General features: G+C 70.0%; 16 protein-coding genes and 1 riboswitch. Of the genes, 4 read left to right on the forward strand and 12 right to left on the reverse strand.

Going from position 1 to position 17,095, the window contains the following annotated elements:
- Positions 1 to 5 precede the first annotated feature (5 nt).
- The 3 genes from H5T77_RS05970 (at position 6) to H5T77_RS05980 (ending at position 2,247) form a co-directional block, all read left to right on the forward strand.
- Positions 6 to 905, forward strand: a complete 900-nt coding sequence (locus tag H5T77_RS05970; RefSeq protein ID WP_292646336.1) for an EamA family transporter — start codon at positions 6 to 8, stop codon at positions 903 to 905.
- A 159-nt stretch (positions 906 to 1,064) separates the two neighbouring features.
- Positions 1,065 to 1,301: a hypothetical protein gene (locus H5T77_RS05975; protein ID WP_292646340.1), complete on the forward strand. Its 237-nt coding sequence runs from the start codon at positions 1,065 to 1,067 to the stop codon at positions 1,299 to 1,301.
- Positions 1,302 to 1,323: 22 nt separating this feature from the next.
- The gene (locus tag H5T77_RS05980) at positions 1,324 to 2,247 is read left to right on the forward strand and encodes an alpha/beta fold hydrolase (protein WP_292646343.1); all 924 of its coding nucleotides are present in this window, start codon (positions 1,324 to 1,326) and stop codon (positions 2,245 to 2,247) included.
- A gap of 11 nt (positions 2,248 to 2,258) precedes the next feature.
- On the opposite strand, the gene H5T77_RS05985 is transcribed toward H5T77_RS05980, so the two are convergent.
- The 5 genes from H5T77_RS05985 to H5T77_RS06005 all read right to left on the reverse strand — a co-directional run bounded on the left by H5T77_RS05985 (position 2,259) and on the right by H5T77_RS06005 (position 7,581).
- Positions 2,259 to 3,053 carry an ECF transporter S component gene (locus H5T77_RS05985; RefSeq protein WP_292646346.1) on the reverse strand — a complete coding sequence of 265 codons (795 nt, stop codon included), beginning with the start codon at positions 3,051 to 3,053 and terminating at the stop codon, positions 2,259 to 2,261.
- Positions 3,050 to 4,705 carry an ABC transporter ATP-binding protein gene (locus tag H5T77_RS05990; RefSeq protein ID WP_292646348.1) on the reverse strand — a complete coding sequence of 552 codons (1,656 nt, stop codon included), beginning with the start codon at positions 4,703 to 4,705 and terminating at the stop codon, positions 3,050 to 3,052. Before H5T77_RS05990 ends, H5T77_RS05985 begins: the two co-directional genes overlap by 4 nt.
- Positions 4,702 to 5,802 carry a CbiQ family ECF transporter T component gene (locus H5T77_RS05995; RefSeq protein WP_292646351.1) on the reverse strand — a complete coding sequence of 367 codons (1,101 nt, stop codon included), beginning with the start codon at positions 5,800 to 5,802 and terminating at the stop codon, positions 4,702 to 4,704. Before H5T77_RS05995 ends, H5T77_RS05990 begins: the two co-directional genes overlap by 4 nt.
- Before the next feature lie 70 nt (positions 5,803 to 5,872).
- On the reverse strand, positions 5,873 to 6,400 hold the full coding sequence (locus H5T77_RS06000) for a hypothetical protein (RefSeq protein ID WP_292646354.1): 528 nt from the start codon (positions 6,398 to 6,400) through the stop codon (positions 5,873 to 5,875).
- Between the two features lie 107 nt (positions 6,401 to 6,507).
- Complete coding sequence (locus H5T77_RS06005; protein WP_292646356.1) at positions 6,508 to 7,581, reverse strand: prenyltransferase/squalene oxidase repeat-containing protein; 1,074 nt, start codon at positions 7,579 to 7,581, stop codon at positions 6,508 to 6,510.
- Between the two features lie 64 nt (positions 7,582 to 7,645).
- Positions 7,646 to 7,768: riboswitch (cobalamin riboswitch) on the reverse strand.
- Between the two features lie 80 nt (positions 7,769 to 7,848).
- On the opposite strand from H5T77_RS06005, the gene H5T77_RS06010 reads away from it, so the two are divergent.
- A complete protein-coding gene (locus tag H5T77_RS06010; RefSeq protein ID WP_292646358.1) occupies positions 7,849 to 8,562 on the forward strand; it encodes a glycoside hydrolase family 19 protein in 714 nt (237 codons plus the stop codon).
- Here the strand turns inward: H5T77_RS06010 and H5T77_RS06015 are convergent.
- The 7 genes from H5T77_RS06015 to H5T77_RS06045 all read right to left on the reverse strand — a co-directional run bounded on the left by H5T77_RS06015 (position 8,550) and on the right by H5T77_RS06045 (position 17,017).
- Positions 8,550 to 9,707 carry a YncE family protein gene (locus H5T77_RS06015; RefSeq protein WP_292646361.1) on the reverse strand — a complete coding sequence of 386 codons (1,158 nt, stop codon included), beginning with the start codon at positions 9,705 to 9,707 and terminating at the stop codon, positions 8,550 to 8,552. The two genes, H5T77_RS06010 and H5T77_RS06015, sit on opposite strands and share 13 nt — an antisense overlap.
- Positions 9,704 to 10,219, reverse strand: a complete 516-nt coding sequence (locus H5T77_RS06020; protein WP_292646364.1) for a SigE family RNA polymerase sigma factor — start codon at positions 10,217 to 10,219, stop codon at positions 9,704 to 9,706. Before H5T77_RS06020 ends, H5T77_RS06015 begins: the two co-directional genes overlap by 4 nt.
- 83 nt (positions 10,220 to 10,302) lie before the next feature.
- The gene (locus H5T77_RS06025; protein WP_292646365.1) at positions 10,303 to 11,055 is read right to left on the reverse strand and encodes an NYN domain-containing protein; all 753 of its coding nucleotides are present in this window, start codon (positions 11,053 to 11,055) and stop codon (positions 10,303 to 10,305) included.
- A gap of 130 nt (positions 11,056 to 11,185) precedes the next feature.
- Positions 11,186 to 12,679 carry an Asp-tRNA(Asn)/Glu-tRNA(Gln) amidotransferase subunit GatB gene (gatB, locus tag H5T77_RS06030; RefSeq protein WP_292646367.1) on the reverse strand — a complete coding sequence of 498 codons (1,494 nt, stop codon included), beginning with the start codon at positions 12,677 to 12,679 and terminating at the stop codon, positions 11,186 to 11,188.
- A complete protein-coding gene (gene gatA / locus H5T77_RS06035; RefSeq protein ID WP_292646368.1) occupies positions 12,676 to 14,172 on the reverse strand; it encodes an Asp-tRNA(Asn)/Glu-tRNA(Gln) amidotransferase subunit GatA in 1,497 nt (498 codons plus the stop codon). Before gatA ends, gatB begins: the two co-directional genes overlap by 4 nt.
- Positions 14,173 to 14,251: 79 nt before the next feature.
- Positions 14,252 to 14,551 carry an Asp-tRNA(Asn)/Glu-tRNA(Gln) amidotransferase subunit GatC gene (gatC, locus tag H5T77_RS06040; protein ID WP_179656872.1) on the reverse strand — a complete coding sequence of 100 codons (300 nt, stop codon included), beginning with the start codon at positions 14,549 to 14,551 and terminating at the stop codon, positions 14,252 to 14,254.
- Positions 14,552 to 14,734: 183 nt separating this feature from the next.
- Positions 14,735 to 17,017 carry a glycosyltransferase family 2 protein gene (locus tag H5T77_RS06045; protein WP_292646371.1) on the reverse strand — a complete coding sequence of 761 codons (2,283 nt, stop codon included), beginning with the start codon at positions 17,015 to 17,017 and terminating at the stop codon, positions 14,735 to 14,737.
- Between the last annotated feature and the right edge of the window lie 78 nt (positions 17,018 to 17,095).

Raw genomic sequence — 17,095 nt, forward strand, 5'->3', positions numbered from 1 at the left:
ACCGGGTGGTTCAGCGCTTCTCGAACGGTAGATCCTCTCTCCGCACGAGGCTGGCCCACCCGGTCGTCCTGGTCCTGATCGGGATCGCGTCGGTTCAGGTCGGCGCGACGTTCGCCAAGTCGCTCTTCGACGAGGTCACCCCGACGGCGATGGTGTGGCTGCGGCTGTCGCTGTCCGCGCTGATCCTGCTGGCGATCACCCGGCCCCGGGTCCGCGGTCTCGCGCGCCGCGACTGGCTGGTCGTGCTCGCGTTCGGCGCCTCGTTGGGGCTGATGAACTGGGCGATCTACCAGGCCTTCGCGCGACTCCCGATCGGGATCGCGGTCACCATCGAGTTCATCGGCCCGCTCACGATCGCGCTGGTCACCTCCCGGCGGGCCCGGGACCTGATCTGGGTCGCGCTGGCGGCCGCAGGGGTGGTGCTGCTCGGTGTCGAGCCCGGCCGGATCTCGATCCCGGGCGTGCTGTTCGCCCTGCTCGCGGGGGCCTGCTGGGCTGCGTACATCGTGCTGTCGAAGGCGACCGGAGCGCGCTGGGAAGGGCTCGACGGGCTCGCCCTGGCATCCACCGTTGCGGCGCTCGCGCTGACGCCTGCGGCGATGGCGTACGCCGACGGGCTCGGGTCTCCGCATGTGTGGCTGGTGGGGCTGATGGTGGGCCTGATGTCCTCGGTTGTGCCCTACTCCCTCGATCTCGTTGCCCTACGTTCGATCAAGTCGGGGCTCTACGCGATCCTGATGTCGCTGGAGCCGGCCGCCGGCGCGCTTGCAGCGATCCTGATCCTGCACGAGGGGCTCTCGGTCCTGCAGTGGCTGGCCATCGCCTGTGTCGTGGTCGCCTCCGCGGGAGCGACCACGACCGGGAAGCCCGAGCACCACGTGCCGGCGGAGTCGACCCCGGTGTGACCTCGTAGAGCGCAAGGTGCCGCGTTTCACACAAGCGACATCGGAACGTCACTGACTCTGAATGTTCAAGTCACTACAATTCGGTGACAACTCTCCCTCTCTCTGCTCGGTCCTCTCTGTCCTGGAGTTGCCCCGTTGTCGTCCATCACCACCACCCCTGTGTCCACTGCCGCCGCTGCCCAGGTCGCGGTGCTCTTCGCTGCCCGCACCGCCGGCCGGATGGCGGGCCCCTTCCTTCGCCCGATCCAGCTGCTGATCGCCTGGCCGGTCGCTTCCCAGCTCGCCGCCCGGCACAACGCCAAGGCCGCCGAGGAGGAGCTTTTGCTCCGGCGTGCCGAGCGCGAGGAGGTCGAGCACTTCCTCCGGCTGCTCGCTTCGGAGAAGATGTCTGCATGAGCGAGTGTCAGCGAACGACGGCATGACCATGCCGAAGGCGATCGCCGAGTCCACGGTGGCGTTCCGCGACGTGCTCTCCGACGACGGCACGCTGATCCGCGCCTGGACCAACGACCCCGAGGGAGTCATCGACGGGCCGACGGTGCTGCTGTGCAACGGGCTCGGCACCAGCCCGTGGAACTGGCCGGCGCTGCTGCACACCTCCTGCGGCGTACGCGTCGTCTCCTGGCAGCACCGCGGCACCTCCGGCTCGGCGCGCCCCACCGACCCGGAGCAGACCACGTCGAGACACTTCGCCGAGGACGCGTTGTCGGTGATGGACGCCTTCGCTCTCTCCCGGCCGGTCGTGATGGGCTGGTCGATCGGGGTCAACACCGCCTTCGAGCTGGCCGCGGACCATCCCGAACGGGTCTCCGGCGTCTTCGGTGTCGCCGGCGTGCCCGGCGACACCTTCAAGTCGATGCTGGGGCCGCTGCGACTGCCTGCCCCGGCCGCCGCGATCCTCACCCGCACCGCCTCGAAGGTGCTGCGCCGCACCGGCTCCCTCATCACCCCAGTGGCGACCCGGCTCGACCTCGGGCCTCGGGCGATCGAGGTGTTCTCGAAGGCCGGACTGATCGGCAAGGTCCCCGATCCAGAGCTCGCCGCGGCGGCGCTAGCGGAGTTCCTGACCACCCCGGTCGAGTGGTACTTCCACCTCGCGCTGAGCACCTCTCAGCGCCGTTCGGTCTCACCGCGCCGGATCAAGGTGCCGGTCGTGCTGGTCGCAGGCACCCGAGACCTCATCGCCGGCGCACGCCACATGTCCCGGGTCGCCGCCTGCGTCAAGAACGGCACCTTCGTCGAGCTCGACGGCACCCACTTCGTGCAGATGGAGCAGCCCGACCGCGTCCACCAGCTGCTGCTGGCCTTCCTCGCCCGGGTCGCCGAGCACCAGCGCGCCTGACCTGGCCGACCTCACCCCTTCGTCGGGGTCGTCGAGACCACCCCGGTGACCGTGGCCCGGCGGGCGACCCGTCGCAAGGTGGCGAGTACTGCCGGCCCGAGGAGAGCGATCGCGATGGCGGTGGTGATCGCCCGCATCGTGTCCCAGCTGCTGGTCGACGTGATCAGCGTGTAGCGCAGGAACGTCGCCAGGTTCTCGCCGAGCGCGGCGCCGGGATCGTAGGACAGGTTGCCGCTTCCCCCGGGCACCGTGACTCCGGTGAGCAGCGGCCAGCCCTGCAGGTTGAGGAGGAGCCCATAGGCGTACGAGGCGAAGATCCCGTACGCCGCGAGCAGCCCGATCTCGGTGCGGCCGCTCGCGCGCGGCAGGAGCCCGGCCCCCATCGCCACCCAGGCGGCGCCGAGCATCTGGTAGGGCAGCCAGGGCCCGACGCCGGCGGTGACGAGCGCGGCGACGAACAGGCTCGTGCAGCCCAGCACGAACCCGAAGGCAGGGCCGAAGACGCGGCCGCCGAGGATCAGCATGAAGAAGACCAGCTCCACCCCGCCGGTGCCGGCGGAGACGGCGCGCAGGACGGCCTCGATCGCGCTGAGCACACCCAGGACCGCGATCATCCGGGTGTCGATCCCGCCCGCGGAGAGCTCGCTCAGCAGCACCACCAGCATCAGCGGCAGCAGCGCGAGGAAGATGAACGGCGGCTGGACGCGCTCGTAGCCGTGGAGCAGCAGCGGCCAGGCGAACATCATCAGGCCCGCCACGGAGATGATCGCGAGCAGCACGGCAGTGCGGGGCGAGAACCGGATCATCCCTCGCCCACTGCCTCGACGATCTCGCGCACGTGCAGCCAGCCCGGGCCGAAGACCTTGCTCACCTGGGGCGCGAACGCGGGCGACTCGGCGGTCACGCTGCGTACGTCGCCGGCGGAGACCACCTCGCCGTCGGCGAGCACCACCACATCATCGGCGGCCTCGGCGACGAACTCCACGTCGTGAGTCGCCACCAGCACCGCCTTGCCCGCAGCGGTGAGCTCGCGAAGGATCTCGGCCAGCGCGTGCTTGGCGGCGTAGTCGAGGCCACGGGTGGGCTCGTCGAGGAGCACGACCGGCGGGTCGGCGCTCAGGATCAGCGACAGTGCGAGCGCGAGGCGCTGGCCCTCGGAGAGGTCGCGTGGGTGCTGGTCGTCGGGGATGCCGGGGACCAGGCTGTCCAGGATCTCCCGGGTCCGTGGGCCGCCCGCGTCGCACTCCTCGGCCACCGTCTCCAGGTAGAGCAGGTCGGCCGCGGTCTGCGGAAGCAGCCCGACAAGGGTGCGTCGGGTGTCGGGGTCCAGGGTCGCCGGATCCTTGCCGGCCACGTCCACCGATCCGGCAAGCCGCTTCTGGGTGCCCTGGAGCGTCCACAGCAGCGTCGACTTGCCCGAGCCGTTGCGTCCCATCAGCGCCGTCACCCGTCCCGCGGGCAGCTCGATCGAGACGTCGTGCAGGATCGGCGTACGGCCTCGGGTGACGGTGAGCGAGCGGGCGCTCAGGGTGACTGTGTTGGTCTCGACACGCTCGCTAGCGCTCGCGGCTCGACCGACGAAAGCGCTGGTCGAGCCGCCGGAGCTGCTCGGCGGAGGCCCCGCCTGATCAGGTTCAGTGAGACCAACACGGTCAGCAAGCGCCACGCCCCGCGCCCGCCGCCTCGCGTCCCGCACGGTAAGCGGCAGCGGCGACCAGCCGAGCTCGCGTCCGAGCTCGACGAGCGGCGGCACGATGGGTGAGGTCTCCAGGATGTCGGCGGGGTCGCCGACAGCGACGGAACCGTCGCCGACGAGGAGCGCGATCCGGTCGGCGAACGGCACGACCCGCTCGAGGCGGTGCTCGGCGACGACGACGGAGGTGCCGAGGTCGTGGACGAGCCGGGTGATGGTGGCGAGCACGTCCTCGGCGGCGGTCGGGTCGAGGGCGGAGGTCGGCTCGTCGAGCACGACGAACCGCGGGTGGGTGGTCAGCACCGACCCGATCGCGACGCGTTGCTGCTGCCCGCCCGAGAGCGTACGCAGCGACCGCTGCCGCAGGTCCGCGATCCCGAGCAGATCGAGGGTCTCCTCGACCCGGCGCCGCATGGTCGCCGGCGCGAGCCCGAGCTGTTCCATCCCGTAGGCGAGCTCCTCCTCGACCGTGTCCGTGACGAAGCCGGCCACCGGGTCCTGGCCGACGTAGCCGATGATCCCGGCGCGCTCGCGCGGCGGCGTACGGATGATCGAGGTGCCGTCGAGCAGGAGATCCCCCTCCAGCGCACCGCCGGAGAAGCGCGGGACCAGGCCGGCGAGGACGCCGAGCAGCGTCGACTTCCCGGACCCGGTCGGGCCGGAGACGAGCAGCAGCTCGCCCTCCTCGATGGTGAGGTCGACATCCTTGAGCACGTGCTCGGAGGAGTCCGGCGGGGTGAACGTGACCCTTCGCAGCTCGATCATGCGGGTGCCTCCTCCTGGACGATTGATGCCGGAACCGGTGCGGCGACAACCGGGACCAGTCCGATGAGCACGCCTGCCAACGCGGTCAGCGTGACCCCCGGGACGGTGCTCACCCCCGGATAGGCGATCGGGACCTGGTCGCGGGCGATCCACCAGCCCGCCGCTCCGACCGCGACCCCGCTCAGCGCCACCACCACCTCCGGCCAGCGCCACCGGTCGGGCCGGTAGACGGTCCGCGTCACCCGGCGGCCGGCGAGCCTCAGCCCTCCGGCCGCGGCTCCCGCGCCGAGCACCAGCATGGTGGCGGCCAGCCAGCCGGGTGTGGTGCCGTCCAGCACCGCGTAGACGCCGACGCAGAGGCCGACGAGGGAGACCAGCATCAGCGTCGAGGTGATCCGCCTGGTGACGACCGGGATCCCGGCCGTGCGTCCGTAACCGCGCGTGTCCATCCCGGCCGCCAGCGCCATCGACCGCTCCAGGGCGTCCTCGAGCACCGGGACGAGGAAACGGCGCAGCCGCCTGACCTTGCCTGTCGCGCCGGAGCGCAGCCGTTGCGCGGCGCGCACCCGTTGGACCGACTCAGCCAGCTGCGGCAGAACGGTCACCGCGACCACGACCGCGGTGCCGACCTCGTAGAGAGCCGGCGGCAGCGAACGGAGCAGTCGCTTCGGGTTCGCCAGCGCGTTGGCCGCGCCGACGCAGATCACGATCGCTCCCAGCCGCATCCCGTCGTAGAGGCCTGCCAGCAGCGCCTCGCGGGTGAGCGGGCCGAGCAGCCTGATCCCCAGCACCCAGTCCGGCAGCGGGATCTCGGGCAGATCGATGAGCACGTGACCCGGCACGGCGCCCAGGAGCACCCGGAAGAGCACCCGGGTCGCGACGATGAACAGCGCGAGGCCGACGTAGAGCCGGAAGGACCGCGCCCACGGCTGGTCCCCGCGCCGCGCGGCGACAACGACCGAGACCACCCCGACCAGGAGCAGGAGCAACAGCGGGTTGGTGGTGAAGGAGGCGTACGCAGCCAAGCCGATCGCCCACACCCACCAGGCGACCGGGTGCAGATCACGCGGCAGACGCGCGACCAGCAGCGCGCTCATCGAACCCCCTCCCCGTGCTGCCAGAGGTGCACCATGGCGCACCTCTGGCAGCACACCGCGTCGAGGTCACTCATCTCCGGCGCCACCACACAGCACCGGCGAGAGCGAAGAGGCCGAGGATTCCGATCGGGGCGACCCAGATGGGCAGCGGCTCGGGGTCGGCGCTCGGGCTCGGCTCGGTGGTCGCGCCTGTCGAGTCCTCCGGAGATGACTCCGGCGACGGGCTTGAGGGCGCCCCCACAGCATCCCCAAGCACCGTCGCCGGAGCGGTAACGACATTGTCGTCTATCCACGTGAACGCAACACCCTGCCCGGAGGTCACGCCTATTTCGGTAACATTTCTGGTGGCGTAGCTCCAGGCTCCCGAGTCGTCGGTGATCCACAGCGACCAGTAGGCGTCAGCGGGCGGCATCTGGGCGCAGCCCGCCTCCTCCGGCCGGCCCGCGACGCGGCAGACGACGCTCGGCATCGAGGTCACGAACGTGAGCGGATGTCCCGCCTTCTCGAAGAGATCGGCACCGGTGTCGCCCTCCTCCGGCTGCACGCAGGCGACTTCTGGGCCGCCGCCCAAGGCATTGGGCTCGACGACGACGGTCACGCCCGCGCACGGCTCCGCGGGGGTCGCGGCTGAGGACGCGGCTGGGGATGAGATGGGTGCGGTGGCCCCGGCGAGGATCGCCAAGGCCACCGCTGTAGAACGCAGAATCAGCACGAGCTCTTCGCGGTCGCGTCCTTGGGCAGGAAGACCAGCGACGGCAGCGCCTGTGCGGCCGCGAGGCGGTACATCCCCTCGGACTCCTTCGTCAGCCCATTGGTGTTGCCCTCGGTCAGCGCGGCGTCGTCGTAGGCCACCGCCCCGGCGTCGTCACCGCAGGTCACGACGTGGTCCGCGACCCAGGCCGCCGCCTTCTCGGCGGCAGCGGTCTCGCCGGCACGCCCGAAGGCCCACCCGGCCAGGCCGGTGGTGTTGGAGTTGGCGACGTTCCCGGTGGCTGCCTTCAGTGAGCCGTCCTCGGCCTGCGTCTCCTTCAGCCAGCCCGCGCCCGACTGGACGGCCTTCTCCGCCTCCGGGCTGGCCACCGACGACAGGGCGATCAGCGCGAACGCGGTCGCGTCAGCGTCCGGGACGGCCTTCGGGTCACCGTCGCAGGTCTGGTCGGCGGCAGCGGGGTCGGCTGTGAACGTGACCCGGAACCAGCCCTCCTCGCACTGCTGCCCGGCCAGGAACTCCGCCGCGGCCGCGGCCTTCTTGCTCTCGGCGTTGGTCAATGCCCACACGGCGTACGACTGGCCGATGGTGTTGGAGTAGTCGGCCGCCTTCTTGTTCTTGGGGTCGAGCTTGTCGGCGATGCGGCCGTTCTCGGCGACCGTGCCCTCGAGCTGCGTGAGCAGGCCGGGATCGGAGACGTCGACGTTCTGCTGGAGGACGAGCGCCTTCGCGGTGGCGCCGGCCGAGGTGACGGTGCCGAAGCCGGGCGAGGTGTAGGCAGCCTTGCTCTTCATCACGGCGTCGGTGATCGTCGCGATCTCCTCGTCGTAGCCGCCGATCTCCGCCAGCGCGATCCCGATGTCGGCGCTGAGCCCGAAGTCGTCGGTGCCGTACTGAGCGTTGCGTGCCACACCCTCCGGCGCCTGGGCGACGAGCCAGTCGGCCACCGAGGTGGACACCTTGGCGTCGTAGGTGCTCTTCTCCCCCTCCTCGATGGTCTTCTCGCCGCAGCCGGCGAGCGAGGTGAGAGCGAGGGCGGCGGCGATCCCGCCGATGACGGTCTTCTTCATGGTTCCTTCCGCGCTGTTCGTCGGGAAGGCACGAGGCCGACCCGCTGCGTTCCACGACAGCGTCAGGTCAGTACGTCCGTCGGCGGGTGCTCCGGCTCGCTCAAGACACCTCGGAGTCCTGGGCCTACGGTTGCGGGTCAGCGCCGGAGTTCGACCGGCTTCCCCCACCACGGCGTGTGTTGATTGAGGCTCTGCTGATTCGGGGGCAATCCTATGCCCGGCGGGCGCTGCTTGCGGGATCGCCGGTCCAGCAGTCACTCTGTCCCCATGCGCCACAGGATTCTCGGCCTTGTCGCAGCATCGATCTCGGCCACCCTTCTCGCCCTCGTCCCGACCACCCCAGCCGGGGCCGAACCGGCCCAGCCATCGGTCACGTACGTCGATCTCGTCGCCATGTTCGGCGAGAAGGTCGGCGACCGGCGGACCGTGGAGACCGGGCTACCGAGCCTCAACCGCGCGATGGCCGATGCCCAGATCACCACGGCCTATCGGCAGGCGGCCTACCTGACAACGCTCGCCAACGAGAGCTCCTTCCACCACGACGCCAAGGCAGGCGACAAGCGGAAGTTCACCGGCCGCGGCTACATCCAGCTGACCGGCGAGGCGAACTACGCCGACGCCGGCACCTACTTCGGGATCGACCTGCGCCGCCGACCCGAGCTGGCCAGGTCGCTGGACCACAGCGCGCCGATCTCGCGGTGGTACTGGACCGTCGCCCGCGACATCAACCCGCTCGCCGACGCCCTCGACATGGGCAAGGTCAACGAGGCGATCGGCTATCCCCGCAACAAGGCCGAGGACGCCGAGCGCTGTCGCGACTTCAAGGCCGCGCTGAAGCACCTGAATGGGTCGGTGCCCAGAGGGATCAACTGCGCCCGCCCGAAGAAGAGGGTCGGCGACGAGAACGGAGTAGACGCAGCTGATGCCGGGATGCGCTCCGGACGAGGCATCCCGGCATCAGCTCCGACTCAGAACTCGTAGCCCATCGTGCCCGGAAGCTCGACGGCGATCGAGCTCGCGTTGGGCAGATCGATCTTCGTCCTGTCACATTGCCCGGACAGGTCGCAGGCGACCAGCGTGCCGTCGCGGTCGATCTGGAAGGCGATGTCGCTCCCCTCGCTCCACGCGGGCGAGCTCAGCTCCGGGAGCCGGTGACGCTCGCCGGTGGCCAGTTCGTGCATCTCGACCTCGGTGCCCCCGTCCAGCCAGGTCATGACCAGAGCGTGGCGGCCATCAGGCGCAAGCCTCACCTCGACCGGCGCGGACTGTCGGGGGATGTCGAGGACGGACTCGCCGCTGGCGAGGTCCACGATCTCTCGCGGCGCGGTCTCATCCCCACCGGGTGCGAGAACGGCGCGGCCGCCCTCGACAGAGATCGCATCGGCGAGCTCCGGAGCCTGCCGTACCTCTCCAGAACGCCAGTCGACCACGTACCAAGGACCGTTGGTGCCGGTGTCGCCGCCGAGCTCGCGGACGTAGGCCCGGCCGGCGGCGTAGGAGACCTGGAACTGGTGGTACTTCTCACCGGGATAGGCGGAGTCGGCCACCGCGACGCGCGCCACCTCCCTGTCGGCGGCCAGATCGTGCACCACGACCGTCACCTTGCCTTGGATCAACCGGACAACGACCAGATAAGGCTCATCCGGGGCACTCGCCGAGCCGGCACCGTCCGTCACCGGGTCGATCGCCGCTTCGCCGACCGAACCGTCCGGCGCGACCAGCGAGTAGGCCGCGAACGCGTCCTCGTTCTCGTGGGTCGCCACCACACCTTCGGAGCTGTAGCTGAGCGACGAGACCCCGGTGGGGCCCGCTGCCGGCACGTCGATCTCGTGGAACCTGCCTTCGGTGTCGAGGTAGCCGGCGATCTGGGCGTACGCCACCTCCTCGCCACGCGCGCCGCCGGTCCCCGCGAACTGGTCGGATGCGCTGTCGCTCATCACGGCACCGGCTGCGAAGTTGGCGACGAACCCGAGCACCGTCGCCGCCGCCACCGCTCCGAGACCGGTGGCTATCCGCCGACGACGGCGGGCGGTCTTGTACGCGCCGAGGATCGCCGAGGTGGGCGGAGCGGGGATGTCGAGGCCGTCGGCCTCACGGACGAGGAGATCGTGGATCCGGTCGTTCATGACTGGCTCTTTTCCGGGAGTAGGTCGTCGCCCAGCACGGCGCGGAGCCGGCGCAGCGCGGCGGAGGTCTGGCTCTTGACACCACCGGTGGTGATGCCGAGCGTGTTCGCGACCTCGGCGACGGAGAGGTCTTCGTAGTAGCGCAGCACGACCATCGCGCGCTGCCTGGGCGGCAGAACGGCCAGCGCCTCGCGCAGCAGATGCCGGTCGGTCAGGTCCTCGCCCTCGACCACGGTCTCCGGAAGCGTCGCCGTCGGCCGCTCGTTGCGCCAGCCCTTCTTGCGGAACCAGGAGGCGGCGACGTTCATCATCGTCGTTCGGGCATAGGCGGGCGCGGCGTCCAGGCTGCGCACCCGGTGCCAGTTCGCGAAGGTGCGCGCCAACGCGGTCTGCACGAGGTCCTCGGCCTCCGCCGCGTTGCCGAGGATGAGGTAGGCGGTCCGGTAGAGCCTGGGCCAGCAGGCATGTACGAGGGCGGCGAAGTCCTCGTCGGTGGGTGATGATCGGGTCATCGTCGGTGTCCCTTTCGGTGGGGTCACCCTGTCAGATGCCCTGGGGCGCCGGAAGGTTTCGTCCGGCCGGCGCCAGGCGCCGATCAGCGCTTGGTGCGCCTGTCGCTGACCGCGATCGCCGAGGTGCCCTCGTCCTTGAGCTCGAACAGGTCGATCGCCTTGATCAGCTTGGTCCAGGTGGCGTAGCCGTAGTTGCGCGGGTCCTCGGAGGACTGGTTGCGGATGCGGGAGACGACGGTGCCGACCAGGGCCCAGCCGTCGTCGTCGGCGGCCGCGGCGATGGAGTTGCGCAGCAGCTGGATCAGCCTGGCGTTGCGCTTCAGCACCTGGCCCGTGGTCGCGGCGGCTGCCTGCTTGCGGGCAGGGGCTACGCCGGCCTCGGTCTCGGCCACCTCCTCGGTGTCGCCGAGCTTCTCCACGACGGTGAACCGGGTGCAGGCGCTCTTGAACGGCGCCGGTGTCTTCTCCCGGCCGTAGCCGTAGACCGCGCGGCCCTTCTCCCGCAGGTAGTGGACCAGCGGGGTGAAGTCGGAGTCGGAGGAGACCAGGGCGAACGCGTCGGGGATCGCCGCATGGAGCAGCTCGACCGCGTCGATCGCGAGCGCCATGTCGGAGGCGTTCTTGTGGGCGGTCAGGTCGAACTGCTGCATCGGCCGGATCGCGGCGTCGTGCAGCTCCCCGATCCAGCTCTTGAGCTCGGACTTGGTCCAGTTGCCGTAGGCCCGGCGGATCGTCACCTCGCCGTACTCGGCCAGGTCGTTGAGGATCGCGTCGATCTTGGACGCGGGAGCATTGTCCGCGTCGATGAGCAGGGCAATACGGAAGGGCTCGGTCATTCAGGACAGTCTGCCAGTGCCACCCATCGCCGAGTCGGCTCATCCTGACCAAAACCGACGCCGAGTCGGCGCGTCATGACGCGCCGACTCGGCGGGAATTGTCGTCAGGACGAGCCGACTCGGCCTGAGATCAGGCGAGCTTCTCCAGGATCAGCTCGCGGACACGCTTGGCGTCGGCCTTGCCACCGGTCGCCTTCATGACCGCGCCGATGAGCGCACCGGCCGCGGCCTGGTTGCCGCCGCGGATCTTCTCGGCGACCGCCGGCTGGGAGGCGATGGCCTCGTCGACCGCGGCACCGAGCGCACCGTCGTCGGAGACCACGGCGAGACCGCGGGCGTCGATGATCTCGGAGACCGTGCCCTCACCTGCGAGAAGACCCTCGAAGACCTGGCGAGCAAGCTTGTCGGTCAAGGTCTTGGCGTCGACCAGCTTCTGCACCTCGGCGACCTGCACCGGGGTGACACCGAGCTCGGCGAGCTCGACGCCCCGGTCGTTGGCGCTGCGGGAGAGCTCGGCCATCCACCACTTACGGGCGGTCTGTGCGGAGGCTCCTTCGGCGACCGTCGCCTCGATCAGCGACAGCGCGCCGGCGGCCCAGACGTCCCGCATCTCCAGCTCGGAGTATCCCCACTCGACCTGCAGGCGGGCCCGCTTGTCGGCGGTGCGCTCCGGCAGGCTCGCGCGCAGCTCCTCGACCCACTCACGCGACGGCGCGACCGGGACCAGGTCGGGCTCGGGGAAGTAGCGGTAGTCGTCGGCGTCCGACTTCGCGCGGCCTGCCGAGGTGGTGCCGGTGTCCTCGTGGAAGTGGCGGGTCTCCTGGAAGATCGCCTCCCCCGCGTCGAGGATCCCGGCGTGGCGCGACATCTCGAAACGTACGGCCCGCTCGACCGAGCGCAGCGAGTTGACGTTCTTCGTCTCGGTGCGCGTTCCCAACGTCCCGGACCCCTTCGGGGCCAGCGACAGGTTGACGTCGCAGCGCATCGAGCCCTGGTCCATGCGTACGTCGGAGACGCCCAGGCCCAGCAGGATCTCTCGCAGCGCGGCGACGTAGGCCTTCGCCACCTGCGGCGCCTTGGCGCCGGCGCCAAGGATCGGACGCGTGACGATCTCGATCAGGGGGATGCCCGCGCGGTTGTAGTCGACCAGCGAGTAGTCGGCGCCGTGGATGCGGCCGGTCGCACCACCGATGTGGGTGGTCTTGCCGGTGTCCTCCTCCATGTGGGCGCGCTCGATCTCGACCCGGTAGGTCTCCCCCTCCACCTCGACGTCGAGGTAGCCGTCGTAGACGATCGGCTCGTCGTACTGCGAGGTCTGGAAGTTCTTCGGCATGTCCGGGTAGAAGTAGTTCTTCCGGGCGAACCGGCACCACTCCGCGATCTTGCCGTTGAGCGCGAGCCCGATCCGGATCGCGCTCTCCACTGCCTTGGCGTTCACGACCGGCATCGAGCCGGGCAGGCCGAGGCAGGTCGGGCAGACCTGGGAGTTGGGCTCGCCGCCGAACGTCGCCGGGCAGCCGCAGAACATCTTGGTGTTGGTGTTGAGCTCGACGTGGACCTCCAGGCCCATCGCCGGGTCGTACTTCTCCAGCACCTCGTCGAACGGGACAAGAGTCTCGGTCATCGGGCCACCTCCAGCTTGTCGATCGAGAGCACCGGACCGATGGCGCCCTCGAGGGCAGCACCGACGCGGTAGAGACGGGCGTCCTCCAGGACCGGCGCGAGGAGCTGTACGCCGACGGGCAGCCCGTCCACGTCGGAGACCCCGGCCGGGATGGAGATGCCAGGTGTGCCGGCGAGGTTGGCCGGGATGGTGGCCAGGTCCTGCATGTACATCGCGAGCGGGTCGTCGAGCTTCGCGCCCAGGGGGAACGCGGTCGACGGGGACGTCGGCGAGACCAGCACGTCGACCTGCTCGAAGGCCTCCTTGAAGTCCTCGATGATCAGCGTGCGGATCTTCTGCGCCTGGCCGTAGTAGGCGTCGTAGTAGCCGCTCGAGAGCGCGTAGGTGCCGAGGATGATGCGGCGCTTGACCTCGTCGCCGAAGCCGGCGTCGCGGGACGCCTTCATCACGTCCTCGGCGGACGGCGACCCGTCGGGGGTGACCCGCAGGCCGTAGCGCATCGCGTCGAACTTCGCCAGGTTGGAGGAGCACTCCGCCGGCAGGATCAGGTAGTAGGCGGCCATCGCGTGCTCGAAGCTCGGCGTGGAGACCTCCACGACGTCGGCGCCCAGCTTGGTGAGCAGGTCGACCGACTCGTTGAACTTGCGCATGACGTCGGGGGCCCAGCCCTCGCCCGCCAACTCCTTGATGACGCCGACCTTGAGACCCTTGAGGTCACCGGTCGCGCCGGCACGGGCGGCGTCGACGAGCCCGGTCACCGGGGTGGTCGTGGACGTGGAGTCGAGCGGGTCGTGGCCGCCGATCAGCTCGTGCAGCAGGGCGCTGTCGAGGACGGTGCGGGTCACGGGGCCGACCTGGTCCAGCGAGTTGGCCAGCGCAACGAGGCCGTAGCGCGACACGGAGCCGTAGGTCGGCTTCACGCCGACGGTGCCGGTGACCGCGCCCGGCTGGCGGATCGAGCCACCGGTGTCGGTGCCGAGCGCCAGCGGTGCCTCGTACGCAGCGACGGCGGCCGCCGAGCCACCGCCCGAGCCGCCGGGGATCCGGTCGAGCTTCCACGGGTTCCTGGTCGGGCCGTAGGCGGAGTGCTCAGTGGAGGAGCCCATCGCGAACTCGTCCATGTTGGTCTTGCCGAGGATCGGCAGGCCGGCGTCCTTGATCTTCTTGACCACGGTCGCGTCGTAGGGCGGGACCCAGCCTTCGAGCATCTTGGAGCCGCAGGTCGTCGGCAGGCCAATGGTGGTCAGCACGTCCTTGACCGCGATCGGCACGCCGTCGAGAGCGTGCAGCGCGTCACCGTTGGCCCGGCGCGCGTCGGAGGCGGCGGCCTGCGACAGCGCGCCCTCGGCGTCGATGTGGAGGAAGGCGTGGACGTCGCCGTCGACCGCGGCGATCCGGTCGAGGTGGACCTGGGTCAGCTCGACCGAGGTGGTCTCGCCGGCAGCGAGAGAGTCGGCCAGCTCTGCGGCCGACTTCAGAATGAGGTCACTCATCGCGCTACCTCCGTGAGAACAGGTGAAGCGTACGGAGGCAGCGCGATGACGGCCTCATGGTTCGCTCGCTGACGCTCGCTCACTGCTCGTCCCCCAGGATCCGCGGCACCGCGAAGCGCTGCTCCTCGACACTCGGCGCGCCGGAGAGCGCCTGCTCCGGCGTCAGGCTCGGGGTCACGACGTCCTCACGGAAGACGTTGGTCATCGGAAGCGGGTGGGAGGTGGCAGGCACGTCATCGCCGGCAAGCCCCTGGATCGAGGCGACGGACTCGAGGATCACCTGAAGCTGCGGGGCAAGGTGATCGAGCTCGGCGTCGCTCAGGTCGATGCGGGCGAGGTCGGCCAGGTGCGCGACCTCGTCGCGGGTGATTTCTGGCATGCGCACATCCTAGGTGTCCGCGGGCGCAACTCTCACCTCGGTGGCCGACGGTGTCGCCAAGCAGGATTGTCGGTGACTGACATTGTTCGAGATTGGCGCGTCCCGGAAGTTCCTCGGCGCTTCACGCCGCCATGGCACGCACCCTGACGACGCCAAGCATCCAGGAACTTCTAGGAGGCGCCACTAGTTCTGGCCACCGCCGTTGGACGGCTTGCCCTTCGGCTTGTCCGTCGGCCTGCCGCCAGCACCGGGCCGGGCGGACGTGGCTGGTGTCGGGTCGGCAGCCTGAGTGGGACGGGTCGACGGCGACGGCTCGGTGGACGTGGTGGGATCGGCGGTCCGGGTCGGCCGACCGCTGGGCGTGCTGGCGGCCGGGCTCGGCACGCTTCGAGGTGTCGGCGCCGGCTCTACGGTGGCCGCCGGCGCCTGGCTCGGCAGAGGATCCGGTTCGTCCTTCGCGACGCGGGGCTTCTCCTCCAGCGCACCATGCACGTCACCGACCTCGGGTACGTCCGGGCTGCCGACCGGTGCCGCGAGGGCGACCATCCCGGCAAGCATCACCGAGCTGAAGGCCAGCACCAATCCACCACGCCGGGCAGCGGGCGCCGCCGCGCTCCATGCCCAGATCCGCTCGCGGCGCCGGCGGAGGTCGGCCGGCAGATCGCTGCGTATCGCTGCCCAGCTGTTGATCGGAGCCAGTGCATAGCCGACTCCCTGGAAGCCGAGCAGGGCCGCTATCGCCATGCCGGTCGCGCCGCCGCCTACCCCGACCAGGACCGCCATGGCCAGGCAGACCGCCGCGGCGACCGTCTCCACCAGGTTGCCCCGCAACACGTCACGCAGCCGCGGCTTCCCCTTGATCTTCGGCGTACGCAGGAACGTTCCCTCCCGCGAGACCAGTCCGAGCCAGGACGCCCGCGCGACGGTCGCTCCCAGCGCCAGCCACAGTCCGACGGCACCGAGCGCGTCGCGCCAGGAGGCGTCGCTTCGCAGGCGGACCATCGCGATCGAGCGGGCCACCCCGAAGAACACCAGCGTGACGGTGGCGAACAGGAGGAGTCCCGATAGGCGGCGCACGACCAGTCCCCCACCCAGCATCAGATCGAGAGCGCCCGAGACCAGAAAGAAGGTGAACAGGGCTCCGGCGAGGTCACCGAACCACTGCAGCCCACCGACGAGATAGGCCCAGCGCTGCGCCAGGGTCATCTGGTTCTCCTCGGTGCGACGTCCCGGCAGGAGCGAACGCCAGTGCATCCGCAGGATCTGGATGCCACCGAAGCACCACCTGAACCGCTGCTTCTTGAGCGTCTCGAAGGTCAGCGGCATCACCCCGTGACCGTAGGAGCGGTCGACGTGCATCCCGTTGTAGCCCATCTTCAGCAGCCGCAACGACAGCTCGGCGTCCTCGGTGATGCACCACTCGTCCCAGCCGCCGGAACGGACCAGGGCGGAGGCCCGGATCAGTCCCATGGTGCCGCCGAAGATGGCTCCGTTGCGCTCGTTGCGGGAGACCTGGCTGACGTCGAAGAAGTAGCCGTAGGAGTGGTAGAGACGGCGGAAGTAGGGCGAGACGTCCCAGTCCCGGTAGTCCTGCGGCGTCTGCACGAAGGCCACCGACTCGTCGCTGAAGAGCGGGGCGTTGTGGGACAGGAAATCGGGGGCGACGTGGTAGTCGGCGTCGACGATCCCGATGACCTCGGTGCGCGGGCTCATCCGGGTCAGTGCGTAGTTGAGCGCCCCGGACTTGAACCCGGGCCAGTTCGCCAGGTGGATGAAGGTGACCCCGTCGTACTGCTCGCAGAAGTCCTGCACCGGGCGCCACATCGCGGGGTCGTCGGTGTTGTTGTCGATGACCAGGATCTCGTACGCGTCGTAGTCCAGCTCGAGCATCCGCTGAAGCGTCTCGATGACCATCTCAGGCGGCTCGTTGTGGGTCGGAACGTGCAGGCTCACGAACGGCCGGCCCCAGCCCGGGTGGTGCTCGCCACGCACCGGCCACCCGCGCCAGCGGCGCCGGGCGAGCACGTCGACCATCTCCCACAGGTAGCCCACACCGATCACGAAGACGAAGAGCTCCAGCAGCCACAGGATGCTCGACAGCGTCGTCGTCCAGACGCCAGGGTGGACGGTGACGGTCCACAGCCCGATGTAGGCGAGGTAGAGAAGCCCGACGTCGATGGTCAGCGCCCAGGTGACCAGGCCGCGTACGTCCCAGTCCCGCGCCGCGGGCAGCCAGGCCAGGAGCGAAGCGCCGAGGACAGCGCCCCCGATCGCGGCCCAGAGGGCATTGTGGCCGAGCAGCAGGCTGACCCCGAGGGCGGCCATCGCGGTGAGGGCCGCTGCGAGCATCGCCGTGGCCGAGGAGAGCGACCCCGCTCGAGGCGTACGGATCGTGAACAGCAGCACGGTCGCCGGGACCAGCAGGACCGCGGCGACCGTGAGAAGTGGGGGAAGAGCATCGAGCACGGCTCGACACTATGGGGGGTATCGCCTCACCAAGTCCAGACGACCCCGACCTCTCGACGTCAGCAACTGACGTCTCGA

Origin of the sequence: Nocardioides sp., from assembly GCF_014360585.1 — a bacterium.
Classification (GTDB): Bacteria; Actinomycetota; Actinomycetes; order Propionibacteriales; family Nocardioidaceae; genus Nocardioides.